Source organism: Nonomuraea sp. NPDC049504 (genome assembly GCF_040676845.1).
Lineage (GTDB): Bacteria > Actinomycetota > Actinomycetes > Streptosporangiales > Streptosporangiaceae > Nonomuraea > Nonomuraea salmonea.
In genome coordinates this window covers 286,150-309,387 of sequence record NZ_JBFAPT010000010.1, presented here as the reverse complement: position 1 = coordinate 309,387, position 23,238 = coordinate 286,150, and the positions used below count along the sequence as shown (strand labels likewise).

Below are 23,238 nucleotides of genomic sequence, written 5' to 3'. Positions count from 1 at the left end.
GCCGCAACCAGGCGCGCGTCCTGCCCGGCGGCGCTCATCCCGCGGCCTGCGGACGAACGCAGGCGCCCGCCGCCCATCACGCCGCCTCCTCGGGAACGGGCCGGTCCGCCGCCCTGCCGGTGAGGGCGAGGAAGACCTCGTCCAGGCTCGGCTGGGCGAGCGCGTACCCGCCGACGGCGTAGCCCCGCTCGGTGACGGCGGCGAGCGCGGGCGCGACGGCGTCCGGCCGCTGCACCCGCAGCGTCAGCGCGACCGGATCGGCCTCCAGCACGGGTACGGCCCCCAGCAGCCCGCCGAGCAGGCCGGCGACCGGCGCGCGGTCGGCGGGGTCGGCGACCCGCACCCGCAGCGCGCCCGACCCGGCCAGCGCCTTGAGCCGGCCGCTGGTGCCCTCGGCGATGACGCGGCCGTGGTCCACGACGGCGATGCGGTCGGCGAGCCGGTCGGCCTCCTCGAGGTACTGCGTGGTCAGCAGCACGGTGGTGCCGGCGTCGGCGAGTGCCCTGACGCACTGCCAGACCTGGCCCCTGCCGCGCGGGTCGAGGCCGGTGGTCGGCTCGTCGAGCAGCAGCAGGCCGGGACGGACGATGAGGGAGGCGGCGATGTCGAGGCGGCGCCGCATCCCGCCGGAGTACGTCTTGACCTCCTTCCTGGCCGCGGCTCCCAGGTCGAAGGCGTCCAGCAGGCCGGCGGCGCGGCTCCTCGCCGCTTTGCCCCGGTGGCCGCGCAGGCGGGCGAGCAGGGTGAGGTTCTCCAGCCCCGTCAGGTCCTCGTCGAGGGAGGCGAACTGGCCGGTGAGCGCGAGCCGTTCCCTGACCCTGGCCGCCTCGGTGACGACGTCGTGGCCGAGCACGCGGGCGGTGCCGCCGTCGGGCCTGATGAGCGTCGCGATCATCTTGATCGTGGTCGTCTTGCCCGCGCCGTTCGGGCCGAGCACGGCGTACACGCTCGCCGCCGGCACCTCCAGGTCGATGCCGTCCACCGCCCGGTGCGCGCCGAATCTCTTGACCAGGCCCCTGGCCTGGATCGCCGGTGATGTCATGACGGCAGCGTGGCCGGGCGGCGGTGCGGCCGTCTTGCACGAATGTTCAGGCGATCGTGTAGGCGGTGCCGTCGACCGACCAGAGCGGGTCGGCGGCGATCGCGCCGGGGGTGCGGCCGGTGAAGGCGAGCACGTCGCGGTGCAGGTGGGACTGGTCGGTGTAGCCGAGCTCGGCGGCGACCTCGGCGACGCCGCGCGCGGTGGCGAGCCCGCGCAGTGCCCGGTCGAAGCGGACGATCATCGCCGCCCGCTTCGGCGGCACGCCGATCTGCGCCTTGAACCGGCTCCAGAACCGGGTGCGGCTCCACCCGTAGCGGGCGGGCAGCGCGCCGATCGGCACCTGCCCGTGCCCGGCCTTGATGCGCCGCCAGGCGTCGGCCACCTCGGGGTCGAGACGGGCCGTCGTCCGGTCGCGCCGGGCGAGCGCCGCGCCGACCAGCGCGAAGCGTTCGTCCCACGAGCGGGTCTCGATGAGCCGCGCCCGCAGCAGGGCCGCCTCGGGGCCCCACACGTCGGCGAGGTCGAGCGGCGCGCCGTTGAGCTCGGCCGGCGGCACCCCGAGCAGGGCGGGCGCGACCGCGAGGTCCACCTGCAGCTCGACGCAGTCGACGCCGCGCCCGGCGATGCGGGCCGGCGCCGGCGCCAGGCCCGTGACGATGCCGCCCTCGACCGTGCCGGCCAGGGGTGCGAGGCTGCCGTCGGTGCAGTCGATCACGATCGCGACGGCGGGACCTGGTGGTACGCGCTCCTCGAACGTCCCGCCGGCCAGGTCGCGGAAGCCCGCCATCAGGACGCCGGGGATCGCGCGGGCCGGGGCGGCCACCTCCCAGGTGCCGTGCCGGCGGACGCCGGGTGCTGCCATGAGGCGAGCCTACGTCCGCGCGGACGGGGTCAGCGGCTGAAGAACGAGAAGGTGCGGGCCTGCTCCTCCGGGGTGCCCATCGGGATGATCGCCAGGTCGGTGGCGCCGGCCGACGCGAACCTCTCGACGCCCTTCTCCACGTCGCTCTCGTCCCCGGCGATGAGCAGCTCGTGCACGCCCGACAGGCCCTGCCGGTCGAGCACGGCGCGGTAGGCGGCGAAGTCGCCGGTGAAGCCCATCTGCGCCTGGAGCTCGCCGCGCACCCGGTCGGGGTCGGAGGTGATGCAGACCATGGCGGAGGCGACCACGCGCGGCGCGGGCCGGCCGGCCGCCTCGGCGGCGGCGGTGATGCGGGGCACGATGTAGTCGCCGATGAGCGGAGCGCCCACCCAGGTGAGGATCGTGCCGTCCGCCAGCTCGCCGGCGACGCGCAGCATCACGGGGCCGAGCGCGGAGATCAGCACGGGCGGGGGCTCGGCGCCGGGTGCGGGGATCTGGCCGGTGACCGACAGCGTCTCGCCCTGGAAGTCGACGGGCTCGCCGCGCAGCAGCGGGCGCAGGGCGGTGAGGTATTCGCGGACGTGGACGGCCGGGCGCTCGTACGGCACCCCGTACATGGCCTCCACGAGATGCTTGTGGCTCGGGCCCAGGCCGAGGGTGAAGGTGCCGCCGCTGATGGCGTTCGCGGCGAGGGCCTGCTCGGCCATCGCGTACGGGTGCCTGGCGTAGGTGATGGAGACGGCGGTGCCGACCTCCATGCCGGGGTTCAGCCGTCCGGCGAGGGCGGCCACGCTGATCGCGTCGAGCGAGGCATATTGGTTGAAGAAGGCGCTTTCGAACCCGGCCCTGCGGGCGGCGCCCACCTGCTCCATCAGGGTGTCCAGGTCCGCGCTTCCGGTCGCGAGCGCGATGCCCAGTTTCATGGTGGCGTTCCTAACGTGAAGGGGAGATTCCGGTTCCGCTCTTGCACGGTACACTAACCTGAATCCAGGATTCACGTTAAGGGGATGGACGGATGATGCGGGCCGATGCCCGGCGCAACCGCGAGCGTATCCTGATGACGGCGCTCGAACTGTTCACCGAGCGCGGGCCCGGCGTCTCGATGGAGGAGATCGCCCAGACCGCCGGCCTGGGCGTCGGCACCCTCTACCGCCATTTCCCCGACCGCCGGGCCATGGTGGAGGAGCTGGCGGAGATCACGCTGGAAGGGCTGCGGACGCACATCCGTGGCCGGCTGGAGGAGCGGCCGGAGACGTACTGGGCGCTGCTGCTCGACGTGATGAACTACTGCGCCTGGCAGCCGCTGACGCTGATCGCGTCGCTCGCCGGGTCGGCGCCGGTGCCGCCGTCCTGCGCGCAGCTCTGGGACGAGGTCAGCGAGCTGCTGGCGCAGATCGCCGGGCGGGCGCAGCAGGAGGGCTCGGTGCGCCGCGACCTCACCCCCGAGCAGGCCGTGGAAGTGCTGTACGCCACCGTCTGCCGCCCCGCCTCGCGCTTCGACGACCCCCTCACCACGGTCGTCCTCGACGGCCTGCGGGCCACGGCTCCCCAGGAGCCGTAGCCGCCCACCGGCCGGAAGCCCTTGAGATGCCGCCGGCGGAGCGGCGCCCGGCTCCGCACGAGCCGGGCCGCTCGCGGGGCGGTCAGCCGGCCGCGCGCCGGATGAGCTCGGCGATCCGCTCCTCGGTGCCGGCGTCGAGCCCCGTCAGCGCGTAGGCCGAGGGCCACATGACGCCGTCGTCGAGGGTCGCGGCGTCGTTGAAGCCGAGGGTCGAGTAGCGGGTCTTGAACTTCGACGAGGGCTGGAAGAAGCAGACGACCTTGCCGTCCCTGGCGTAGGCGGGCTGGCCGTACCAGAGCTTGGAGGTCAGGTGCGGCGCGTTCTCCTTGACGATGGCGTGGATGCGCTCGGCCAGCTCCCTGTCGCCGTCGGGGAACTCGGCGATCTTGGCGAGCACGTCGGCCTCGCCGTCGGCCTTGGCCTTGGAGCCGCGCCGCGCCGTCTTCTTCAGCTCCTGCGCGTGCTCCTTCATCGCGGCGCGCTCTTCCTCGGTGAAGCCTTCGTAGCTCGTGGTGCTCTTGGTGGCCATGGTGATGGGTCCTTTCTGAACGATTTTGAGAAGTGAGGGACAGTATGGAGGCTCAGCCCCACGCGCCCGCGATCTGGCGGGTGCTCGCGTTGAGCCGGTTGAACAGGTTGGTGACGCCGACCATCAGGATGATCGCGGCGAGCTGCTGCTCGTCGAAGTAGGTGGCGGCGCGGTCCCAGACCTCGTCGCTCACCGCGTCGGCCCGGTCGGCCAGCCGCGTGGCGGCCTCGGCCAGCGCGAGCGCGGCCCGCTCCTCGTCGGTGAAGTACGGCGCCTCCCGCCAGGCGGCGACCGTGGCCAGCCGGTCCTCGTCCACGCCGGCCTTGCGGGCGGTCTTCGCACCGGCGTCGACGCAGGCGCTGCACCCGTTGATCTGGCTGGCCCGCAGGTGCACCAGCTCCAGCGTGGTCGCGTCGACACCGCCGGAGTGCACGGCCTTGAACAGCGCCTGGATGCCGTCGGTCGCGCCGGGGAGGACGAAGGCGGGGTTCTTCATTCGGGGCTGCATGATGGTTCCTTTCCGGTTGCCGGCCCGGTCGGCCGGGGCGATGACTCCATCACAGCCGTACCGGCGTCCCGGCACGATGCCCGTGGGACACCGTGGGACAGCCCCGGCGGCGTTGGCCTGCGGAGATCCGTTCCGCTAGATTTGCCGCGCGATGGGACAGAAAGGCGGCCATACGGTGCATCAGCGGACGACGGCGGACCCCAGGGACGAGCTGGCCGCCCGGCTGCGGCTCATCCAGGAGCTGTCCAAGCGGGGCGTGCGCGCGCTCGCCCGCGACACCGGGCTCAGCTCCTCGTCGCTGTCGCGCTACCTCGCCGGCCAGTCGGTGCCGCCGTGGCCCGCCGTGGTGGAGCTGTGCCGGCTGGTCAAGCGCGACCCGCGCCAGCTCCGGCCGCTGTGGGAACGCGCCACCAGCCCGCTGCCCGCCCCGCCGAAGGCCACCCGCCAGGTGCAGCCGCCCGCACCCCCCGCCGGCGCCCCGCAGCCGCCGCGCAACGACCTGCCGCGCGACGTGCCCGACTTCACCGGACGGCAGGAGCAACTGGCCGCCGTGCTCGCCGCCGTGGAGGACGGCCGGGTGGTCTCCATCGACGGCATGGCGGGCGTCGGCAAGACCTGCCTCGCGGTGCACGCCGCGCATCAGCTCGCCGCCGGCTATCCGGACGCGCAGCTCTACATCGACCTGCACGGCTTCACCGAGGGCCGCGAGCCGCTCGGCCCCGACCCCGCGCTGCGCACGCTGCTGTCCGCGCTCGGCGTCGCCTCGGAGAAGATCCCGCAGGAGGGCGGCATCGAGCCGCTGGCCGCCTGCTGGCGGGCCGAGCTGGCCGGGCTGCGCGCGGTCGTGGTGCTCGACAACGCCGCCGACGCCGAACAGGTACGCCCGCTGCTGCCGGGCGCGGGCCCGTCCGTCGCGCTGGTCACCAGCCGCAACCGGCTGCTGGGCCTGGAGGAGGTGCCGCCGGTCTCGCTCGGCGTGCTGACGCCCGAGGAGAGCGCAGAGCTGCTGGCCCGTGCCAGCGGCGACCCGGCCGGCCCCGGCGGGCGGCTGGCGCGCGACCCCGAGTCGGCGGCCGAGGTGCTGCGCATGTGCGGGCACCTGCCGCTGGCGCTGCGGCTGGCCGGCGCGCGGCTGCGGCACCGTCCAGGCTGGACGGTGGGAGTGCTGGCCGAACGCCTGGCGGAGGGAGGCAGCGAGTTCGACACCGCGCTCGCGATGTCCGTACGCCAGCTCGACCGGGCGCAGCGCCGGCTGTTCCGGCTGCTCGGCCTGCTGTCCGGGTCGTCCTTCGACGAGTACGTGGCCGCCGCGCTGTCCGGCCTCCCGCTGCGCGAGGCCCGCACGATGCTGGAGGACCTCCTGGACGCCCACCTCGTCCAGCAGCCGGCGGCCGGCCGCTACACCCTGCACGACCTGGTGCACCAGCACGCGCGAAGGGCCTGCGAGGAGCAGGACTCCCCCGCCGACCGGCAGCAGGCGCTGCGCCGGCTGCTCGACTACTACGTGCACGCGGCCGCCGCCGCCGACGCGGCCATGCCGTACGCCTCCGGCAGCCGCCCCGCCACCGCGGGCCCGCACCCGGCCGCGCTGCCCCGCTTCACCGGCAAGCACGCCGCGCTCGCCTGGTTCACCACCGAGTACCCCAACCTGATGGGTGCCTTCGAGCTGGCGATCGCCACCGGCGCCGACGCCCACGCCTGCGAACTGCCGCGCTTCATGCGCGCGTTCTTCGCCCGCCGCTGCGGCACGACCCATCTCAACCTGCTGTTCGAGCGGGCGGTGCCGGCCGCGGAGCGGCTGGGCGATCCGGTGCAGCTCGCCGAGGCGCACAGCGACCTGGGCTTCGCCCGCTACAACGCGGGCCGGATGGCCGAGGCGGCGGCCGCGTACGAGGCGGCGGCGCCCCTGGTGGCCCAGGCGGGCGACCTGCGCTCCCAGGCCGACCTGCTCATGCGCCGCGGCTACCTGAGCTGGGAGGACGGCAGGGGCGACCCGCCGCTCACGCTGTTCGGGCAGGCCTGCGAGCTGTACGAGCGGGCCGGCTGCGCGGAGGGCGCGGCGCACGCGACCGCGTACGAGGCGTGGGCGATGCTCCAGCTCGGCCACCGCGAGGAGGCCGCGAGGCGGGCCCGCGAGGTGCTGGCGGTCGCCCACGACGACCCCGCCTGGCCGGCCGGGCTGACCGCGCTCATCACGCTCGGCATGGCGCTGGCCGACGAGCGGCCCGACGAGGCCGCCGAGCACCTGCGCCGCGCGCTCGACCTGGCCCGTGGCGACGGTCACCGGCACAACGAGGCGTGGTGCCTCAACTGCCTGGGCGTCGCGCTGCGCCGCATGGGACGCCACGAGGAGGCGCTGGCCAGCCACCGGCAGGCGTTCGCGCTGCTGGACGAGCTGTTCGAGGAGCAGTGGAAGGTGCACTTCCTCGACGGGTACGGCGAGACCTGCCGGCAGGCCGGGCTGCCCGGCGAGGCGCTGCGGCTGCACCGCCAGGCGCTCGACCTGGCCGCGCGGATGGGCCACCGGCACAAGGAGGCGCTGGCCCACGAGGGCCTCGCGGCGGTGCTGGCGGACAGCGACCCGGCCGCCGCGGCCGAGCATCGCGCGGCGGGTGAGGCGATCAGGCAGGACCTCGAACTCGGCGCCTGAGTCACGCCGGGGATCTGTACCGTACGGAAGCCGCGACTTAGGGTAAAGGGCGGCCCTGCCGGTACCGATCGCGTAGCGAGGGAGCGTCATGACCGCGCCTGTCAACACGCCCGACATCCTCTCCCCGGAGTTCATGGCCGACCCGTACTCCGCCTACCGCGTCCTGCGGAACGAGGCGCCACTGCTGTGGCACGAAGGGATGCGGAGCTACATCATCTCGAGGTACGAGGACGTCGAGCGTGCCTTCAAGGACGAGGTGTTCACCACCGCCAACTACGACTGGCAGCTGGAGCCCGTACACGGGCGCACGTTCCTGCAGATGAGCGGCCGCGAGCACGCGGTGCGCCGGGCTCTGGTGGTGCCCGCGTTCCGCGGCGCCGAGCTGCGCCGCACGTTCCTGCCGGTCATCGAGCGCAACGCGCGCGAGCTCATCGACGGCTTCCGGCACGCGGGCGAGGCGGACCTGGTGGCGCAGTTCGCCACCCGCTTCCCCGTCAGCGTCATCGTCGACATGCTCGGCCTGGACAAGGCCGATCACGACCGCTTCCACGCCTGGTACACCTCGATCATCGCCTTCCTCGGCAACCTCAGCCAGGACCCCGGCGTCACCGAGCGGGGGCTGCGCACCCGTGAGGAGTTCGCCGCGTACATGATCCCCCTCGTCCGGCAGCGGCGCTCCCAGCTGGGCGACGACCTGCTGTCCACGCTGTGCCGGGCGGAGATCGACGGCACCAGGATGAGCGACGAGGACATCAAGGCGTTCTGCAGCCTGCTGCTGACCGCCGGCGGCGAGACCACCGACAAGGGCATCGCCAGCCTGTTCGCGCAGTTGCTGCGCCATCCCGACCAGCTCGAGGCGGTGCGGCGCGACCGGAGCCTGATCGCACGGGCGTTCGCCGAGACGCTGCGTCACTCGCCGCCGGTCCACATGATCATGCGGCAGCCGGCCCAGGACGTGAAGCTGAGCGGCGGGGTGGTGCCCGCGGGCAGCACGGTGACGTGCCTGATCGGCGCCGCCAACCGGGACGAGGAGCACTACGCCGACCCCGACGCGTTCGACATCTTCCGCCGCGAGCTGGACGAGTCGACCGCGTTCTCGGCCGCCGCCACGCACCTGGCGTTCGCCTTAGGAAGGCACTTCTGCGTGGGCGCGCTGCTGGCCAAGACCGAGGTCGAGGTGGCGGCGAACCAGCTTCTCGACGCCATGCCCGACCTGCGGCTCGCCGGCGACTCCGAGCCGGGCGAGCAGGGCGTCTTCACCCGCGGCCCGGCCTCGCTGCGGGTCCGCTTCACCCCCGCCGCCTGACGGGAGCGGCGCCGGATCACGCGACACCGGGCGGTGCTACGCGCCGCGCCGCCCGGCCGCCACCGGCACCAGCGGCAACGTCGGCGTGAACACCACCGGCAGCCCGAACAGGCCGCGCATCCACAACGACGGCCGCCACCGCAGGTCCTTGGCCGCCACCGCCAGCGTCACGTCGGGCAGCCGGTCCAGCAGCACCTCCACGGCCGTCCGCGCGATGATCTCGGCCAGCTCCGGCGCCGGGAACGGGCAGCCGTGCTCGCCGTGCCCGAACGACATGTGCGCCCGGTTGGTGCTGGAGTCGCCGTGGGTGCCCGGCTGCACGTTCGGGTCGGTGTTGGCCGCCGAAAAGCCCAGCACCAGCAGGTCGCCCTTACGGATGCGGCGCCCGCCGAGGTTGCAGTCCTGCACCGCCCAGCGGCCGATGAAGTTCTGGGTGGGGGTGTCCTTCCACAGCACCTCGTTGAGCGCCTGCGCGGCGCTGCTGCGCCCGCCCTGCAGCGTGACCGAGAACTCGTCGTCGACCAGCATCAGCCGCAGCGTGTTGCCGATCCAGTTGCTGGTGGGCGCCTGCGCGGCGGCCATCATCACGAGCAGGTCGATGACGATCTCGTCGTCCGACAGCCGGGCCGGGTGGGCGAGCAACACCGACGGCACGTCGGGGCCTGGGCGGGCGTGCCTGTCCGCCACGAGCTGCGCCATCCTGGCGTGCAGGCGCTGGTGGGCGGTGACGGCGTTGTCGCCGACGTCGAGGGAGTCGAAGACGTCCTGCACGAGCGCGGAGATGTCGCCGTCGGGCAGGCCGTACAGGCGGGCCACGATGCGGGCGGGGATCTGGTAGGCGTACTGGGTGATCAGGTCGGCGCGGCCGTCGCCGGCGAAGGCGTCGATGAGCCGGTCGGCGACCTGCTCGCAGGTGGCGATCAGGTCGATGCGGTTGACCGCGTCGAGCGCGTCGCCGATGGCGCCGGCCCGCCGCTGATGCTCGCCGCCTTCCGCGTACATGACCGAGGGGGTCCAGCCGACGTACGGCATCAGCGGCCAGTCGGCGGGGAGCCGGTCGTAGATGTTCCAGCGGCGGCAGTCGCGGCCGAACCACTGCGGGTTGGCCGTGATGTGGTGCACCTCCCGGTAGCCCAGCACGAACCAGGCCGGCAGGTCGCCGTCGAGCAGCACCGGCACGACGCTGCCCTGCCGGCGCAGCTGCTGGTAGAGCGTGCCGGGGTCCTCGGCGATGGCCGGCCCGTACAGCCGCACGGCGTCGGCGTGCTCGGGGTAGCCGGCGGCGAGCACCGGGTCGGCGCTGTGGCCGGTGGACGGGTAATGCTCGGGCGGGGAAAGGTCGGTCACGGCGTGCTCTTTCTCGGCGATGGGGCATGCAGGCACAGCAGGTGCCGGACGAGGGTGATCAGGACGTTCTTGCACGATTCGCGGTCGCGGGCGTCGCAGTCGAGCAGCGGCACCTCGGCGGGCAGCGTCAGCGCGTCGCGGATGCGGTCGAGCCCTGGTCCTGGCCCGAACCGGTTGACGGCCACCACGAACGGCGCGCGGTGGGCTTCGAGCCGGTCGATGGAGTACCACGAGTCCTCCAGCCGGCGGGTGTCGGCCAGCACGACCGCGCCCAGGCTGCCGCTGAACAGCTGGTCCCACAGGAACCAGAACCGCTGCTGACCGGGCGCGCCGAACAGGTAGAGCACCCGGTGCGCGTCGAGCGTGATGCGGCCGAAGTCGAAGGCCACCGTGGTGGAGCGCTTGCCGGTGACCCGGCTGACGTCGTCGATGCCGGCCGCGGCCTGCGTCATGATCTCCTCGGTGCTGAGCGGCCTGATCTCGCTCACGGCGCCGACCATGGTGGTCTTGCCCACGCCGAACCCGCCGACGATCACGATCTTGAACGCGTCGGACGCGGTGGCCGGCAGCGACGTGCCCGGCTCGTCAAAGGTTGCGGAGTCCAATGAGCACCTGCTCCAGGGTTGCGATGTCGGGGGCCGAGGCCCGCGCCGCGACCGGGTGCCGGGCGGTGATGCGGCCGCTGTCCAGCAGGTCGCACAGCAGGATCTTCACCACGCTGACCGGCAGGGCGAGCCGGGCGGAGATCTCCACCACGGCCACCGGCCGCCGTGCCATGCGCAGGATCCGAACGTGCTCCGACTGCATCCCGGGCCGGGGATCGCCTTCGGCGACGATGAGGGTGACCGTGTCGAACGCGTCGGTTCCCGCGTGCGCGCGGCCTCCGGTGATGGTGTAGAGCCGGTCGGGGATCTCCTTGTCCAGCGCGCGCCCGCGCCCGGCGGCTGCGCCCGGTGCGCGGCGCTGCCTCGGGACGGGGGCGTCGGGCCCCGGCTCCCCCGGCCGGTACGGAGCAGGGCCCTCGGGGCCCGGCTCGCCCGGCCGGTACGGGCCAGGGCCGTCGGGGCCGGGCGGGCGGCGTTCGGTCATGCGTGACCGCCCTTGTGCGCGGGCTCGCGCGGCGGCGCGGTGAGCAGCCGGCCGATCTGCTCGACCACCTCGTTCATGTTGTGCGCGACGACGCCGACGTCGGCGTCGTCGCTCGCCACCACGGCGAGGTGCGCCCCCTCACCGGCCGGCACGACCACGAGCATGCCGCCGCCGAACTCCAGCAGCGCCTGCCCGAACCCGCTGCGGTCGCCGAACTCGCCGGAGGCGGCCAGCCCGAGGCTCTGGATGCCGGCGGCGATGGCGGCGAGCTGGTCGGCCTGGTCGGGATGGAGGCCGGGCGCGCCGGACATCGCCAGCCCGTCGCGCGACAGCACCAGCACATGCCTGATCCCTGGGGTGTTGTCACGCAGGTCGCCCAGGAACCAGCCGAGGTCGTGCTCGGCGGCACTCAAGGAATCTCTGGAGCTCATCGGTACGGCGGGGCTCGCGGGCGTGCCCCTTGCCTCCCATCGGTGATCGCGGCTGCGGGGAAGAGGTGAGGGTGGTGGGCCCGGTACGGCGGGTCGTCACGTCAGGTCGTCATCCGCCGGGGACGTCCGCTGCCTGCGGAAGGCGGCCAGCCGGTCGGCGGCGGCCTGCGGGTCGCGTAGCCGTGCCGGCGGCTGGGCGGGCAGCGGCTGCGCGGTGGCGAGGGTGCCGCCGCGCGGCCTCTTCGGCAGGTACGCGTCCGGCCCCTCGCCGGGCGGCGGCGCGGCGTGCCGGGCCGGCACGGGTTCTTCGGCGCGCGGGTCGAGGCGGCCCGGCGCGTCGTCGTCGACCGGCGGGTAGACGACGAGCTGGCGGGCGATCAGGACCACCACGCCGATGCCGCCCCTGGCCGACGGGCGGAAGCTGACCGTGAGCCCGTATTTGCCGGCCAGGCGGCCCACCACGGCGAGGCCGAGCCGGGTGCCCGACAGCGTGGCCAGGTCGAGGGGGCGGCTGATCAGGCTCTCGGCCAGGCGGCGCTCGCGGGTGCGCATGCCGAGGCCGCTGTCCTCGATGGTGACCACCACGCCGGCGTCCTCCTCCTCGACGTACACGTGCACGGCGGTGCCGGGCGGCGAGAACTTGGCGGCGTTGTCGATCAGCTCGGCGAGCGCGTGGATGACGCCCTCGGCGGCGTAGCCGACGAGGGCGGCGGTGCTGGTGGAGTGGAGCTGGACGCGGCGGAAGGCGCCGATGCGGCCGGCCGCGCCGCGCAGCACGCTCTCCATGGGGATGGGCTTGGTCCAGCGGCGCCCGGAACGGCCGCCGCTCAGCAGCGCGATGTTGTCGGCCAGGCGGCCCATCTGGGAGATGCGGTGGTCCATCTCCAGCAGGTGGGCGAAGACGGCCTCGTGCTCGCCGTACTCGTCCTCCAGCTCGCGCAGCCGGCCCAGCAGGCCGGTCACCTGGGCCTGGATGCGGGCGGCGGCCTCGGCGCAGGACGCCATCGCGGCGGCGCCCTGGCGGTTGCCGTCCTCCAGCTCGCGGGCGATCTCCTCCCACAGCCGCTGCACGGCCTTCTGGCTGGGCTGCAGCTCGTCGGGCAGCGCCGGCTCGCCCACGCCCTTGCCCGCGTGCAGCCGGGCGAGCAGGGCGGGCAGCTGCTCGTCCGCCAGCCTGCCCAGCTCGGCCTCCATGGCCGTGCACGCGGCCACGGCGGCGGCCCGCCGCTGCCGCTCTCCCTCCACGGTCTGCGCCAGCGACTGCACCAGCGCCTGGGTGGCCGGGTGGGACGGCTGGCCCATCTCGGCGAGCACCCCTGGCACGGTGGCGCCGTTCCTGATGCGGTGGCCGAGCGCGGGCAGGATCTCGTGCGTCAGGCGTTTCAGCTCCTCCTGCAGCAGGCTCGTGGCGGCGTCGGTACGGCGCAGCCGGTCGCGCGACTCGCGTGCGGTCGTCGAGCAATAGGCGGCGACCGCGACGGCGATCGAGAACAGCGCGACGGCGCCGCCGCTGCCCACTCCCACGAGCGTCTTGCCTTCCGCGGGGATCCGGGTGATGAGCCAGCCGCAGGCGGTGCTGGAAATGAGCGCCGCCGCGAGAAAGTACAGCAGGGCCCGCCCCATGGGCGAGGTCTGGAACCGCGGGCGTTTGGAGGCGTGTACTGACATCAATCAGGTCCTCGTGGGGTGTTGACGGCCAGGCACCGCAGGCGCATCAACCTGCCGATGCGGGGGACGGCAAGTTTTTGTCCGGGATGTGCCGCGCGGTACTGTCCGCACGGGATCAGGTACAAACCGTAGCATCCCTGCAAATGGCGTGGACCCCTTAACGGCATTTCTTCAACGCCAATCCCAGGGAATGCGTCATCGTTGAATGTCATTCACATTCATCGCCATTCCGTACGCCCTCCGGTGGCGTTTATGAATTTCTTTCGCCTTCCTCGCGGAGGGCTCTTGGAGGATTGCTATTCCGGATATTCCGGGCATTTCTCCCAAGATCATTTACTTCTTGGCGAAAATCTTGTCAATAAGCGGGCGTGGCTGGTGTGAGCCTTGGTGCTTCAGGGAACAACACCGTGCGGCGCCGCCCCTCTGCTCACGCACGGGAAGGGGGCGGCGCCGAACCCCCTCCCTACGCCGGGGCCGCCGCATGCCCGCCCGCGCCCTCGCACCCCGGCATCCACCCGAGCCCTCCGCCTCCCACTCCCGCCGGCGCGGGCCGCCCACCCGCTCCCACCTGGCCGAGTCTTGACGGAGACCTAGTCGTGACCTTTTCGTTACCATTTTTGGGTGATGGGCGAGGGATTTGCGGGCATCCTTGATCTCGAAGTCCAGCAGAGGGCTTCGTCACACGCGAACTAAGCGTGCCTCTGCCTGGGCTTTTTGTGTTCTCAGGCGAGGCCGCCGCACCTTCTGGAGCAGCAGATGCCCGTCCTGAACCCCGCACTCGAGCAGTTCACCGCCGAAGAGCTCCTCACCGAGCTGGCCGACCCCCAGATCTCCGAACTGCACGCCGTCCGCATTCGCGAGCGCCTGGTGGAGATGCACGAGGGACTGGTCAACGAGGTCACCCGCCGCTACCGCTACCGCGGTGAGCCGATGGAGGACCTGCGCCAGGCCGCGTACGTGGGCCTGATGAAGGCCGTCAACGGTTACGACCCCGAGCTCGGCCACGAGTTCAGGGGCTACGCCATGATCACGATGATGGGCGAGGTCAAGCGCCACTTCCGCGACCGTACGTGGGCGATCAGGGTGCCGCGCGTCTACCAGGAGCGGCGCATCGAGCTCAACAAGGCGACCGCCGAGCTGACCCAGACCCTCGGCCACTCCCCGACCGTGGCCGACCTGGCCGCGAAGATGGGCATCTCGGAGGAGGACGTCCTGCTCGCCCTGGAGGCCTCCACCGCGTACAGCACGCTCTCCCTGGACGCCCCCGTCAACAGCGGCGACGACGACGCGGCCGAGCTGAGCGACTTCCTGCCCGCGCAGGACGAGTCGCTCAACACCCTGCTCGACAAGCACGCGGTCAAGCCGCTCATCGACGCCCTGCCGGCCCGCGAGAAGAACATCCTGCTCATGCGCTTCTACGGCAACATGACGCAGTCGGAGATCGCCAAGGAGTTCGGCATCTCCCAGATGCACGTCTCCCGCATCCTGCGGGCCGTGCTGACCCAGCTGCGCACGGCCCTGTCGGAGTGAGCGCCGCCGGCGACCAGAAGTCAGAAGGTGAAGCCACCAGGGCGGCCGTTGCGGTCGGCGATCAGCCCCGCCACGGTCGCCAGGGCGATCTCGGGAGGGGTGCGCGAGCCGATGTTGAGCCCGATCGGCCTGTGCACCCTGGCGATCTCCTCCGGCGCCACGCCCAGCTCGGTCAGCGCCCGTACGTGCGGGCCCTCGTGGCGCGGGCTGCCCATGATCCCGATCCACCGGGCCGGGGACTTGAGCAGGTCGCGCAGGACAGGCCCGATCTCGTCGCGGTGGTGGTCGGTGAGCACGACGTCGCAGGTGGCGTTGATGACGTCGTCCAGCCGGGCCACCGCGGGACGGTCGCCGGGATGCCGCCCCGGGTCGGGCTCGAAGAGCACCGTACGGAAGCCCAGCTCGTCCCCGAACCGCAGCAGATGCCCGGCCACGGGGGAGGCGAAGACGGCGACCAGTGTCCGGCCGGCCTCCTCAGCGGGGCTCGCGCCGTGGGCGACGTCGCAGGCCGGGTCCTCGTCGTGGATGTGCGTCATACCGGCAGTCTGACACGAGGCACGCGGCCAGGGGAGGCCGCTCAGCCCGGGGTGTCGTCTCCGGGTGGGTGCACGCGTTCCAGCCGGGTCCAGCCGGTCCAGCCGCGCCGTTTCAACAGCTCGATCAGCCGGCGGGCGGGCGGCGCCGCGTCGAAGGCCAGCGTGTCCATCAGATGGACGAGCTGCGGTTCGAGCCCGCCCTCGCCGAGATGCTCGGCCCCCTGCTCGCCGGCCAGCTCCGCGATGAAGCCGGCCAGCTCGTCGGCCACCGCGACCAGCCGGGGATCGTCGCCGGTGTGATCGAGCGCCTGGCCCAGGGCGAGGTAGAAGCCGATGAGCCGGGGATCGGCGAGCTGCTCGCGCTTGCGCGCCGTCCACCGCTCGACCCGTTCCGGTGAGTGCGCGGCCAGCAGGATCCAGCCGTCGCGCTCGACCCGCACGATCCGCTCGTCCACGCCGAGCGCCCGCAACCGGTCGAGGACGGCCACCACGCCGGCCGGCAGCGCCAGGCTGTCGCCCGCCGCGAGCCGGGCGATCCGCTCGCGGTGCCGCTGCCGCTGCCTGATCTCGGCACGCAGCCGCCGGTCGATGTCGGCGACCGCCGCGGCGAACTCCTCGTCGCCGGCCCGCAGCAGCTCGCGTACGCGGGCCAGCGGCACCCCCGCCTCGGCCAGCGTCCTGATCCTGATCAGCTCGACCACGGCGGCGGCGTCGTACCTGCGGTAGCCGGAGCGGTCGCGGCGCGGCTCCGGCAGCAGGCCCTTGGCGTGGTAGTGGCGCACGGCCCGCACGGTCACCCCCGCGTACGAGGCCAGCTCACCGATGGTCAGCATCCGGCCAGTCTCCCATCACCCGACTTTGCGGGCCGCCCGCATGCCGGTGTAGACGTACGGGGTGCCGTCGGGCAGCGTGCCGAACACCAGCGGCAGCCACGGCACGGCGACCGGCCCGAGCCCCGGCATGGCGAGCACGGTGTCCGACACCGGCACCAGGTCGGCCTCGATCGGCGCGGCGAAGCCGGCGTTGCCGCCGGTGAGCTGCCAGCGCACGCGCGGCCGTCCGTCCCGCTCGATGATCGTGATGCGCACGCCGGCCCGCTCGTACGTGCCGGTCAGCGGCCCCACCTCGATCTCGGCCGGGCGCGGATCGGGCGCGAACAGGCCGGGCATCCGCACTCCCGCCAGCTCGCCGAGCAGCTCCTGGAACAGGCCGGCGAACAGCTCGCCCGCCCGGCCCCCGTTCGTCAGCAGCGCGGCGGCGACCCCGCTGCCAGGCACCACCCGCAGGTAGGAGAACTGGCCGAGCGCCGCCCCGTCGTGGCCGAAGCCGGTGACGCCGTCCCAGTCGTACAGCGCCCACCCGTGCCCCCAGGCGCCGGCCATGAACGACCACGTGTCCAGGCACTCGACGGCCCGGCTGCGCATGAGGGCGGCGGATCCGGCCGACAGCACGGGCGTACCGCCGTCGAGGTGGGCCCGCGCGAACCGGACGAGGTCGCCGGCGGTGGCGAGGACGCGCCCCGACGGCCCCGCCGAGCGGGGCAGCAGGTCCCACACCGGCGCGGGCTCCGGCCACGCGCCCGGCTCGCCGAGATGGCTCATCGCGGTACGGAAGCGCAGCGCCTCCTCCGGCAGCGTCATCGTGTGCTCCAGGCCGAGCGGCTCCAGCACCCGCTCGCGCAGCGCCGCGTCCCAGGTCCGGCCGGTGAGCACCTCGACGACGCGGCCGAGGAGGGCGTACCCGGTGCTGCTGTAGGAGATGACGGTGCCGGGCGGGCAGTCCTGGCCCGCCTCCGCGCAGGCCGCCACGTAACGGGCGAGGCAGTCGTCGCCGCGGCCGGTGTCGAGCGTGAAGTCGCCGGCGATGCCGCTGGTGTGGGTGAGCAGCTGCCCGATCGTCACGCCGCGCGTGACGTCAGGGTCGGCGACGGCGAAGCCGGGCAGCACGTCGGCCACCCTCGTGTCCAGGCCCAGCAGCCCGGCGTCGGCGAGCTGCAGCACCAGCGTCGCGGTGTAGACCTTCGCGATGGAGCCGGCCTGGAACACCGAGTCGGCGGTCGCCGCCACGCCGGTCCCCCGGTGCAGCACGCCGCTCGCCAGCTCGTGCAGCTCGCCGCCGGCCAGCACGGCGAGCGTCGCGCCCGGCACGTGGTGGCGGGCGCGCAGCGTGTCGAGCCGGTCCTGCCAGTACGCGTGATCGAATCCCATGGCGTCCCCCTGATCGTGGTCGTGGTGGCGACCATGGTGCAGGGTTGACGCAGGGTCAGGGTCAACCCTCGGGTTCGCTCAGGTCGTGATCCATGAGGATGTCGATGAGCAGGCGGACGGGCAGGCCGGCCTCGGTCGGATAACGGAAGTGCTGCTCCAGGTTGAGCCGGTAGTGGTTGCGCCGGCCGATGCGCTCGCGCTGCACGTAGCCGGCCTCGTAGAGGTCGGAGACGATGTTCTGGACGGCGCGCTCGGTGATGCCGATCCGCTCGGCGATGTCCCTGAGCCGCAGCTCGGGGTCGCGGGAGATCTCCACCAGCACGCGGGCGTGGTGGGTGAGGAACGTCCAGGTGGACGGCCGGTTGTCCGCGGCGCTCAATGCCTCTCCTGCGACCTCTCCGCCTGGGTGGGGGCGGTACGAGAACCCTTGTGGCAAAGATCTTATGACGAAAAGCCTTTCCTGTAACCAGGTTCGGCCGTAGCGTCATAGACAGAGGCGGCAGCCGCCGCGTCAGCGCCGTGTTCTCCTGGAGGTCCCCTTCCGTGTTCGCCGCTCACGCTCGTTTCCCGGTCCGCTGAACACCGCTCGCGAGACCGAGGTGTCTCCTCTCGCCGTCCACCGCCGGCCCTCGACCTTCGGCGTGCTCATCGCCGTGTCCGGCGAGCTGGACGCCACCAACGCCGACCACCTGGAGTCGTTCGTCGGCCGCGAGCGCATGCCCGGCCGGCCGCTCATCCTCGACCTGGACGGGCTGACCTTCATGGACAGCACGGGCCTGCACGTGCTGCTGCGGGTGGACGCCGACGTGCGTCAGGAGGGCGGGACCCTGCACCTGGCCGCCGTGCAGGACCTGCCCGCCCGGATGCTGCAGCTCACCGGGGTGTGGGACGTCCTCGACATCCACGCCGACGTGCACGAGGCCGCCATGGCCCTGGCCACCGGCCGCTTGCGCCGCCTGTCCTGACGCTAGTGCCGGTGCGGCCGGCCGGACCGGTGCGCGGCGAGCACGTCGAGCCCGAAGTCGCCGTCCGGGTCTCGCCACACCGAGTGCGCGTGGTTCGCGCCGCGCTGCGTGTTGTCGTACTCGATGAGCAGGCGCGGCCCGGACAGCCGGTAGTAGTGCGGCTCCCCCGGCTCGACGGCGCCCGCCCAGCCGAAGTGCACCTGGTCGAGATGGTCGTCGGCGAGGTAGTGGCGCCGGTAGGCCGCCGCCACCGGCTCGGGTGCGCGGCCGGTGTAGACGTCGAGCAGGGCGCGCAGCACCTCGCGCTGACCGGCGGTCAGATCGGCGGCGGGCAGCCCGCGCGGCTCGCGGGTGAGCGCCATCGCCGCGTGGTCCTCCTCGGTGTAGCCGGTGCCGCGCTCGGCGGTCTCGTCGATCCTGGCGGCCTGCGCGGCCAGTCGCGGCTCCCGCATCGGGCCGCGGAACAGCTCGGGGACGCGGATCATGCGGTCGCCCGGGCGGACGCGGGCGCGGTTGCCCGAGACGATGTCGGAGATCGCGCGCGGGTGCAGCAGGGCCCGTGCCCGCTCCTCGCGGCCCAGGGAGGTCATGAGGTCGCGGGCGAGGTCCTCCGTACCGCCGAGCGGGCGCAGCGTGCCGCCGGGCAGCGGCGCCGTGGCGGGGTCCGCGCCCACGAACGACGGGGTCGCGGCGGCGATCGTGCCGTCGTGGATCAGCACGTTCACCGACAGGTGGTGGCCGCCCACCCGCCAGCCCCACAGGCGCTCGCCCGGCCGGCCGAAGACGCGCACCCAGTACAGGCCGGGGTCGCGGCCCCGCTCCCTGCCCCAGTCGGTGCCCCAGCCCTCCACCGCGTCGAGCACGTTCTCCAGGCCGATCACGGTGCAGGCCGTGACGTACGCGGGCCGGCTCAGACCGGTCGCGAGCAGCCGCATGACCAGGCCCTGCCGCCGGGGGTCCAGCTCGTTCAGCGGCACGCCGCCGTGGTCGGTCGGGGTGTAGAACCAGCGGACGCGCTCCTCCTCCACGTCCTGGTCACCGAACGGCGCCAGCATCGCCCGGGCGGCCAGCTCCTGGGGCAACCCGTCGAGCAACTCGGCCGCGACGGCCGCCATCTCCGACACCAGCTCGCGTTCGGCGTCCTTGTCTGTCTCCATCGCGTCCATCCTGTCATCAAGCATGATCGGTACATGGATATCCGATGGGAAGGTGGCGACCGTGCTGGACCGCACGGCGCTGCCGGTCGTGGTCGCCGGGATGTCCGCGCCGGGCTTCGCGGCGACGCGGGAGCCGGCAGGGGAGGTCATGGCGCGGCGCGCGGCAGGGGTGATGGCGAGCCCGCCGCACACGCCGCGTACCGATGACGCCGTCGTCGCCTGCTACGCGAAGGCCGCGCGGACCGCGGCGCCGACGGCGCGATGACCGGCCACTGCTCCCCCGACCTGCTCGTGGACGTCGTCCGCCTCGCCGGTCAGCAGCGGGCGGCGGTGCCGTTCCCGGCCGAGCGGATGCCGCTGCCGACGCGTACGGCGTAGTAGTTCGACCGGAACCGGTCGAAGATCGTGTTGTCCTCCAGCTGCAGCAGCGCCTCGTCGGCCTGGCGCAGGGAGTTCCAGCTCCAGTTGTGGCTGCCGGTCCAGACGATCTTCCGGTCGGGCACACCGTAGTACTTGCCCTCCACGAGCAGGTACTTGGAGTGGATCCAGATCGGGTCGGCGGTGCAGTAATAGCGGACGTTGATCCCGTTGTACGCGCCCGTCGTCTTGACCAGCTCGTTCATCGAGGACACCTCGGAGGCGCTGTCCTTGTTGTAATTGACCGCCACCTCGACGTAGCAGCCCGCCCTGTCGAGGGCGAGCAGCTTCTGCGCCAGGTGCGTACGGCTGAAGATGCCCATCGCGACCCGCACGATCGTGCGGTGGGTGCCGTCCACCGTGCCGACCTCGCTGTTGCCGGTGCACGTCACGTGGTCGAGCACCGTGGTCAGGGTGTCCTCGGCCGGGTCGGTGGGGCTGCCGTTGCCCTCCTGGCGCGGGTAGAAGTGCACCTTGGCGGCTCCCGAGGTGACCGGCGTGCGGGTGTCGTAGTAGTTGTTGTCGACCCGGCGGTTCTTCAGGTCGGTGAAGTAGGCGGCGTAGGCGTTGTAGATGCCGGCGTTGCCGGCCAGCACCAGCGCGGAGTTCCAGCCCTTGAAGCCGTCGCGGCCGGTGTGCAGGTTGGCCGACGACTGCACCACGACGTTGTCGGTGCCGCCGGTGCGGGAGAACAGGAAGAACTTGTTGTGGTTCAGCGACTCCGACCCGTACAGCGGGCGGTCGCCGATGCAGCCACGGCCGCTCGGGCACACCAGCACCCACGAGCTCTGGCCGGTGTCGGTGCCGAGCGCTCCCGCCAGCGCGGCCTGGATGGCCGTGCCCGCCATCTTCTTGTCGAAGACGACCTGGACGTTGCGGCCGGCGTTCTTGGCCGCGATCAGGGCGTTGGGGATGGTGGCGTCGGAGGCGTAGTACAGCGACACGCGGATGGTGGAGCCGGGGTCGGCGCCCTGGATGAGCTGCACGATCCGGTCCTGGATGGCGGCAGGGGCGCTGACCGGGTCGTTGAAGACGGCTTCCGTGGCGACGGCCGCGTGGGCGGGCGCGGTCGTCAGGGATAAGAGGGTGGCGGCGGTGGCGAGCAGGACGAGGATGCGGCGGAACAACGGCTGTCCTTTCCCCGGCGACTATGAAGATCGCTTCCTGACGCTAGCAGCGCACGCCGCCGCCGGCACCGCGTTCACGCGAGGCGTTCGTGTCGCGCTTTCGCCTTCGTGCGGCGCTTTCTTTTTCGTGCGGCGCTTTCTCCTTCGTGCGGCGCTTTCTCCTTCGTGCGGCGCTTTTGTGCGGGCGCGGTCCTCAGCTCTGCCACCAGGCGAGCACCCGGAGCGCGCGCAGGGTGTTCCAGCGGCTCGGCCGCCCGACGCCCTCCTCGTACGCGAAATGCACACGTCCCGGGTGCACCCGGTCGAGCGGCCAGCGGCCGTCGGGCTGCCGCTTCGCCTCGACGATCTCCACGGCCTCCGCCATCCGGGGGTCCTGCGCGGCCCCCGACCGGCGGAAGTAGTCGAGCGCGCGCAGCACGTCGTGCCGCCAGTAGTAGGGGAAGGCGAACTCCAGGAACGCCGGGTCGGCCACCTCGCCGGTGCTCCTGCGCCGGAACAGGCCGCGCTCCAGCAGGAACTCCTCCCCCACGCGCCGCGCCTCCCGCACCTTCCCGTCGGCGCCGGTCGCGCGCTCGTACTCGAGCAGGCCGTCCAGCACGCCGAGCGTGGTGTGGAACGACGAGCGCACGGAGCCGTTCTCCGCCTCGCAGTTCCAGCCGCCGTCCGCCAGGTGCTCGTCCAGCAGCCGGGCGACGATCGCCGAGACGTCCACCCCGAAGTAGGCGCCGGTCTCGACCGTCCTGCCGTTGATGCACGGCTCGACCTCGCCGTCGAAGTAGCGCTGCCCGGCGTGCTCCCACCGGCCGTGCTCGCCGACCAGCGCGACCGCCTGCCTGGCCTGCGGCGACTCCGGGTCGAGCCCGAAGATCTGCAGAGTCTGCAGGGTGTGCAGGGTCGTCGTCCAGGGCTGACCCGGCTCGCCACCGGTGTAGTCCTTGGGGAAGCAGGCGCCGCCGTCCCACATCCCGCCGGCGCCCTGCAGGGCCAGCAGCCTGGCCCCCCAGCCTTCCGTGGCCACGCGTTCCCGCTCGGCGGCGACCTCTTCCGGCGCGGCGCCGGTGAGGTCGCGCAGCACCTGCCAGCGAATGGCGGGGTCGGAGTCGAGCAACCAGCTGATCACGTCCATCGCCGCACCGTACGCCATGCGGGAACCGCTATCAACGGCATCCCGTACGCTGGATGAAGTCGGCCGGCCGGCACCGATGAGTTCTTCGAACAGCGGAGGTCTCCATGGGCATGAGGACACACCTGCTCAAGACCAATGACGTCGATCTGGCCTACGACGTCCACGGCCCGTCGCCGGCCGAGGGCGGGCATCGGCCGCTGTTCATGATCGGCCAGCCGATGGACGCCAGTGGGTTCAGGGCGCTGGCCGCGCGCTTCACCGACCGTACGGTGATCACCTACGACCCGCGCGGCCTCGGCCGCAGCGTCCGCAGGGACGGCCGCGACGACCACACCCCCGAGACCCAGGCGGGCGACGTCCACGCGATCATCGAGGCCGTCGGCGGCCCGGTGGACATGTTCGCCAGCAGCGGCGGCGCGGTGACCGCGCTGGCCCTGGTGGCCGCCCACCCCGGCGACGTGCACACCCTGGTGGCGCACGAGCCGCCGGTCATGCCGCTGCTGCCCGACGCCGAGGCCGCCCTGCGCGCCCGCGCCGGGGTCAAGAAGGCGTACGACAGCAAGGGCTGGGGCGCCGGCATGGCCGCCTTCATGGGGCTGACGTCGTGGCAGGGCGAGTTCACCGACGACTACTTCGCCCAGCCCGCCCCCGACCCCGCCGCGTACGGCATGCCGACGGAGGACGACGGTTCCCGCGACGACCCGCTCCTGTCGGACCGCTCATGGGCGGTCAGCGACTACCGCCCCGACACCGCCGCCCTCCTCGCCGCCCCCACCCGCGTGGTGATCGCGGTCGGCGAGGAGTCGACCGGCATCCTCACCGCCCGCACCGCCGAAGCCCTCGCCACCGTCCTGGGCCAGAAGGCCACCGTCTTCCCCAGCCACCACGGCGGCTTCCTGGACGACGAGTTCGGCTACGCCGGCCAGCCCGACGCCTTCGCCGTCCGACTCCGCGAAGTCCTCGACTCCGCCTGACCTCCGACCGCCCCAGGGGGAGCCTCCTCCACCTAAGAGGAGGCTCCCCCTGGCACGGGCACGCGACGGTGCTTTCCCCACTTGAGCCGAGCCGCAGGGCGAGGGCTCTCCTCTGGCACAGGCCGGAAGCCAGGACTCTCCCCACCTGAGACAGACCACGCGACAACCGCCTCCCGCCTGGCACCGGCCACACGGCGGGAGGCACG

24 protein-coding genes are annotated in these 23,238 nt (G+C 72.9%); 7 read left to right on the top strand and 17 right to left on the bottom strand.

Features of this window, described 5'->3' with window-relative positions; genetic code table 11:
• Positions 1 to 76 precede the first annotated feature (76 nt).
• Genes AB0K28_RS21415 through AB0K28_RS21405 form a run of 3 tightly spaced genes read right to left on the bottom strand, consistent with a single transcriptional unit; the run spans position 77 to position 2,827 of the window.
• Positions 77 to 1,042, bottom strand: coding sequence for an ATP-binding cassette domain-containing protein (locus tag AB0K28_RS21415; protein ID WP_364372538.1), 966 nt, complete (start codon positions 1,040 to 1,042; stop codon positions 77 to 79).
• Between the two features lie 46 nt (positions 1,043 to 1,088).
• Positions 1,089 to 1,904, bottom strand: a complete 816-nt coding sequence (locus tag AB0K28_RS21410; protein ID WP_364372535.1) for a helix-turn-helix domain-containing protein — start codon at positions 1,902 to 1,904, stop codon at positions 1,089 to 1,091.
• A 29-nt stretch (positions 1,905 to 1,933) separates the two neighbouring features.
• A complete protein-coding gene (locus AB0K28_RS21405) occupies positions 1,934 to 2,827 on the bottom strand; it encodes a TIGR03564 family F420-dependent LLM class oxidoreductase (RefSeq protein WP_364372532.1) in 894 nt (297 codons plus the stop codon).
• Positions 2,828 to 2,961: 134 nt separating this feature from the next.
• Here AB0K28_RS21405 and AB0K28_RS21400 point away from each other — a divergent pair, with 134 nt between their 5' ends.
• Positions 2,962 to 3,465 carry a helix-turn-helix domain-containing protein gene (locus AB0K28_RS21400; RefSeq protein ID WP_364372529.1) on the top strand — a complete coding sequence of 168 codons (504 nt, stop codon included), beginning with the start codon at positions 2,962 to 2,964 and terminating at the stop codon, positions 3,463 to 3,465.
• Positions 3,466 to 3,547: 82 nt separating this feature from the next.
• Here AB0K28_RS21400 and AB0K28_RS21395 read toward each other — a convergent pair whose 3' ends face one another.
• Together AB0K28_RS21395 and AB0K28_RS21390 are read right to left on the bottom strand one after the other, a co-directional pair.
• Complete coding sequence (locus tag AB0K28_RS21395) at positions 3,548 to 3,994, bottom strand: DUF1801 domain-containing protein (RefSeq protein WP_345405874.1); 447 nt, start codon at positions 3,992 to 3,994, stop codon at positions 3,548 to 3,550.
• Between the two features lie 52 nt (positions 3,995 to 4,046).
• The gene (locus tag AB0K28_RS21390; protein WP_345405871.1) at positions 4,047 to 4,502 is read right to left on the bottom strand and encodes a carboxymuconolactone decarboxylase family protein; all 456 of its coding nucleotides are present in this window, start codon (positions 4,500 to 4,502) and stop codon (positions 4,047 to 4,049) included.
• A gap of 175 nt (positions 4,503 to 4,677) precedes the next feature.
• On the opposite strand from AB0K28_RS21390, the gene AB0K28_RS21385 reads away from it, so the two are divergent.
• Positions 4,678 to 7,152, top strand: coding sequence for a tetratricopeptide repeat protein (locus AB0K28_RS21385; RefSeq protein WP_364372525.1), 2,475 nt, complete (start codon positions 4,678 to 4,680; stop codon positions 7,150 to 7,152).
• Between the two features lie 88 nt (positions 7,153 to 7,240).
• Positions 7,241 to 8,458: a cytochrome P450 gene (locus AB0K28_RS21380; RefSeq protein ID WP_364372522.1), complete on the top strand. Its 1,218-nt coding sequence runs from the start codon at positions 7,241 to 7,243 to the stop codon at positions 8,456 to 8,458.
• Positions 8,459 to 8,494: 36 nt separating this feature from the next.
• Here AB0K28_RS21380 and AB0K28_RS21375 read toward each other — a convergent pair whose 3' ends face one another.
• From AB0K28_RS21375 to AB0K28_RS21355, 5 genes are all read right to left on the bottom strand, one after another.
• On the bottom strand, positions 8,495 to 9,748 hold the full coding sequence (locus tag AB0K28_RS21375) for a cytochrome P450 (RefSeq protein WP_364372559.1): 1,254 nt from the start codon (positions 9,746 to 9,748) through the stop codon (positions 8,495 to 8,497).
• 53 nt (positions 9,749 to 9,801) lie between these two features.
• Positions 9,802 to 10,410 carry an ATP/GTP-binding protein gene (locus AB0K28_RS21370; RefSeq protein ID WP_345405859.1) on the bottom strand — a complete coding sequence of 203 codons (609 nt, stop codon included), beginning with the start codon at positions 10,408 to 10,410 and terminating at the stop codon, positions 9,802 to 9,804.
• Positions 10,391 to 10,729, bottom strand: coding sequence for a DUF742 domain-containing protein (locus tag AB0K28_RS21365; protein WP_345409843.1), 339 nt, complete (start codon positions 10,727 to 10,729; stop codon positions 10,391 to 10,393). The genes AB0K28_RS21370 and AB0K28_RS21365 overlap by 20 nt, the downstream gene beginning before the upstream one ends.
• Positions 10,730 to 10,890: 161 nt before the next feature.
• Entirely contained in the window at positions 10,891 to 11,325 is a 435-nt protein-coding gene (locus AB0K28_RS21360) for a roadblock/LC7 domain-containing protein (protein ID WP_345405856.1), read from the bottom strand.
• A 96-nt stretch (positions 11,326 to 11,421) separates the two neighbouring features.
• On the bottom strand, positions 11,422 to 12,993 hold the full coding sequence (locus AB0K28_RS21355; RefSeq protein WP_364372518.1) for an ATP-binding protein: 1,572 nt from the start codon (positions 12,991 to 12,993) through the stop codon (positions 11,422 to 11,424).
• 756 nt (positions 12,994 to 13,749) lie between these two features.
• On the opposite strand from AB0K28_RS21355, the gene AB0K28_RS21350 reads away from it, so the two are divergent.
• Entirely contained in the window at positions 13,750 to 14,523 is a 774-nt protein-coding gene (locus tag AB0K28_RS21350; protein WP_345405850.1) for a SigB/SigF/SigG family RNA polymerase sigma factor, read from the top strand.
• 20 nt (positions 14,524 to 14,543) lie between these two features.
• On the opposite strand, the gene AB0K28_RS21345 is transcribed toward AB0K28_RS21350, so the two are convergent.
• From AB0K28_RS21345 to AB0K28_RS21330, 4 genes are all read right to left on the bottom strand, one after another.
• Complete coding sequence (locus AB0K28_RS21345) at positions 14,544 to 15,059, bottom strand: XdhC family protein (RefSeq protein WP_364372514.1); 516 nt, start codon at positions 15,057 to 15,059, stop codon at positions 14,544 to 14,546.
• A 41-nt stretch (positions 15,060 to 15,100) separates the two neighbouring features.
• Complete coding sequence (locus tag AB0K28_RS21340; RefSeq protein ID WP_364372511.1) at positions 15,101 to 15,892, bottom strand: MerR family transcriptional regulator; 792 nt, start codon at positions 15,890 to 15,892, stop codon at positions 15,101 to 15,103.
• A gap of 15 nt (positions 15,893 to 15,907) precedes the next feature.
• Positions 15,908 to 17,266 carry a serine hydrolase domain-containing protein gene (locus AB0K28_RS21335; protein WP_364372508.1) on the bottom strand — a complete coding sequence of 453 codons (1,359 nt, stop codon included), beginning with the start codon at positions 17,264 to 17,266 and terminating at the stop codon, positions 15,908 to 15,910.
• A gap of 61 nt (positions 17,267 to 17,327) precedes the next feature.
• Entirely contained in the window at positions 17,328 to 17,645 is a 318-nt protein-coding gene (locus AB0K28_RS21330; RefSeq protein WP_345405835.1) for a winged helix-turn-helix domain-containing protein, read from the bottom strand.
• Between the two features lie 220 nt (positions 17,646 to 17,865).
• On the opposite strand from AB0K28_RS21330, the gene AB0K28_RS21325 reads away from it, so the two are divergent.
• Positions 17,866 to 18,231, top strand: coding sequence for an STAS domain-containing protein (locus AB0K28_RS21325; protein WP_364372504.1), 366 nt, complete (start codon positions 17,866 to 17,868; stop codon positions 18,229 to 18,231).
• Positions 18,232 to 18,233: 2 nt separating this feature from the next.
• On the opposite strand, the gene AB0K28_RS21320 is transcribed toward AB0K28_RS21325, so the two are convergent.
• Positions 18,234 to 19,388: a DUF3500 domain-containing protein gene (locus tag AB0K28_RS21320; RefSeq protein WP_345405829.1), complete on the bottom strand. Its 1,155-nt coding sequence runs from the start codon at positions 19,386 to 19,388 to the stop codon at positions 18,234 to 18,236.
• Positions 19,389 to 19,449: 61 nt separating this feature from the next.
• On the opposite strand from AB0K28_RS21320, the gene AB0K28_RS21315 reads away from it, so the two are divergent.
• Positions 19,450 to 19,653 carry a hypothetical protein gene (locus tag AB0K28_RS21315; RefSeq protein ID WP_345405826.1) on the top strand — a complete coding sequence of 68 codons (204 nt, stop codon included), beginning with the start codon at positions 19,450 to 19,452 and terminating at the stop codon, positions 19,651 to 19,653.
• Positions 19,654 to 19,702: 49 nt separating this feature from the next.
• Here the strand turns inward: AB0K28_RS21315 and AB0K28_RS21310 are convergent, their stop codons facing one another.
• Together AB0K28_RS21310 and AB0K28_RS21305 are read right to left on the bottom strand one after the other, a co-directional pair.
• Complete coding sequence (locus tag AB0K28_RS21310; RefSeq protein WP_364372501.1) at positions 19,703 to 20,932, bottom strand: phospholipase D-like domain-containing protein; 1,230 nt, start codon at positions 20,930 to 20,932, stop codon at positions 19,703 to 19,705.
• 193 nt (positions 20,933 to 21,125) lie between these two features.
• A complete protein-coding gene (locus AB0K28_RS21305; protein WP_364372498.1) occupies positions 21,126 to 22,058 on the bottom strand; it encodes a squalene cyclase in 933 nt (310 codons plus the stop codon).
• A gap of 104 nt (positions 22,059 to 22,162) precedes the next feature.
• Between AB0K28_RS21305 and AB0K28_RS21300 the strand changes: the two genes are divergently transcribed.
• On the top strand, positions 22,163 to 23,032 hold the full coding sequence (locus AB0K28_RS21300) for an alpha/beta hydrolase (protein ID WP_364372495.1): 870 nt from the start codon (positions 22,163 to 22,165) through the stop codon (positions 23,030 to 23,032).
• Positions 23,033 to 23,238 lie beyond the last annotated feature (206 nt).

Excerpts from the sequence above, each read along its gene's own strand:
- AB0K28_RS21395 (WP_345405874.1), bottom strand. The coding sequence starts at position 3,994 with ATGGCCACCAAGAGCACCACGAGCTACGAAGGCTTCACCGAGGAAGAG.
- AB0K28_RS21355 (WP_364372518.1), bottom strand. The coding sequence starts at position 12,993 with ATGTCAGTACACGCCTCCAAACGCCCGCGGTTCCAGACCTCGCCCATG.
- AB0K28_RS21415 (WP_364372538.1), bottom strand. The coding sequence starts at position 1,042 with ATGACATCACCGGCGATCCAGGCCAGGGGCCTGGTCAAGAGATTCGGC.
- AB0K28_RS21305 (WP_364372498.1), bottom strand. The coding sequence starts at position 22,058 with ATGGACGTGATCAGCTGGTTGCTCGACTCCGACCCCGCCATTCGCTGG.
- AB0K28_RS21320 (WP_345405829.1), bottom strand. The coding sequence starts at position 19,388 with ATGGAGACAGACAAGGACGCCGAACGCGAGCTGGTGTCGGAGATGGCG.
- AB0K28_RS21410 (WP_364372535.1), bottom strand. The coding sequence starts at position 1,904 with ATGGCAGCACCCGGCGTCCGCCGGCACGGCACCTGGGAGGTGGCCGCC.
- AB0K28_RS21350 (WP_345405850.1), top strand. The coding sequence starts at position 13,750 with ATGCCCGTCCTGAACCCCGCACTCGAGCAGTTCACCGCCGAAGAGCTC.
- AB0K28_RS21300 (WP_364372495.1), top strand. The coding sequence starts at position 22,163 with ATGGGCATGAGGACACACCTGCTCAAGACCAATGACGTCGATCTGGCC.
- AB0K28_RS21405 (WP_364372532.1), bottom strand. The coding sequence starts at position 2,827 with ATGAAACTGGGCATCGCGCTCGCGACCGGAAGCGCGGACCTGGACACC.
- AB0K28_RS21360 (WP_345405856.1), bottom strand. The coding sequence starts at position 11,325 with ATGAGCTCCAGAGATTCCTTGAGTGCCGCCGAGCACGACCTCGGCTGG.
- AB0K28_RS21345 (WP_364372514.1), bottom strand. The coding sequence starts at position 15,059 with ATGACGCACATCCACGACGAGGACCCGGCCTGCGACGTCGCCCACGGC.
- AB0K28_RS21400 (WP_364372529.1), top strand. The coding sequence starts at position 2,962 with ATGACGGCGCTCGAACTGTTCACCGAGCGCGGGCCCGGCGTCTCGATG.
- AB0K28_RS21390 (WP_345405871.1), bottom strand. The coding sequence starts at position 4,502 with ATGCAGCCCCGAATGAAGAACCCCGCCTTCGTCCTCCCCGGCGCGACC.
- AB0K28_RS21335 (WP_364372508.1), bottom strand. The coding sequence starts at position 17,266 with ATGGGATTCGATCACGCGTACTGGCAGGACCGGCTCGACACGCTGCGC.
- AB0K28_RS21380 (WP_364372522.1), top strand. The coding sequence starts at position 7,241 with ATGACCGCGCCTGTCAACACGCCCGACATCCTCTCCCCGGAGTTCATG.
- AB0K28_RS21340 (WP_364372511.1), bottom strand. The coding sequence starts at position 15,892 with ATGCTGACCATCGGTGAGCTGGCCTCGTACGCGGGGGTGACCGTGCGG.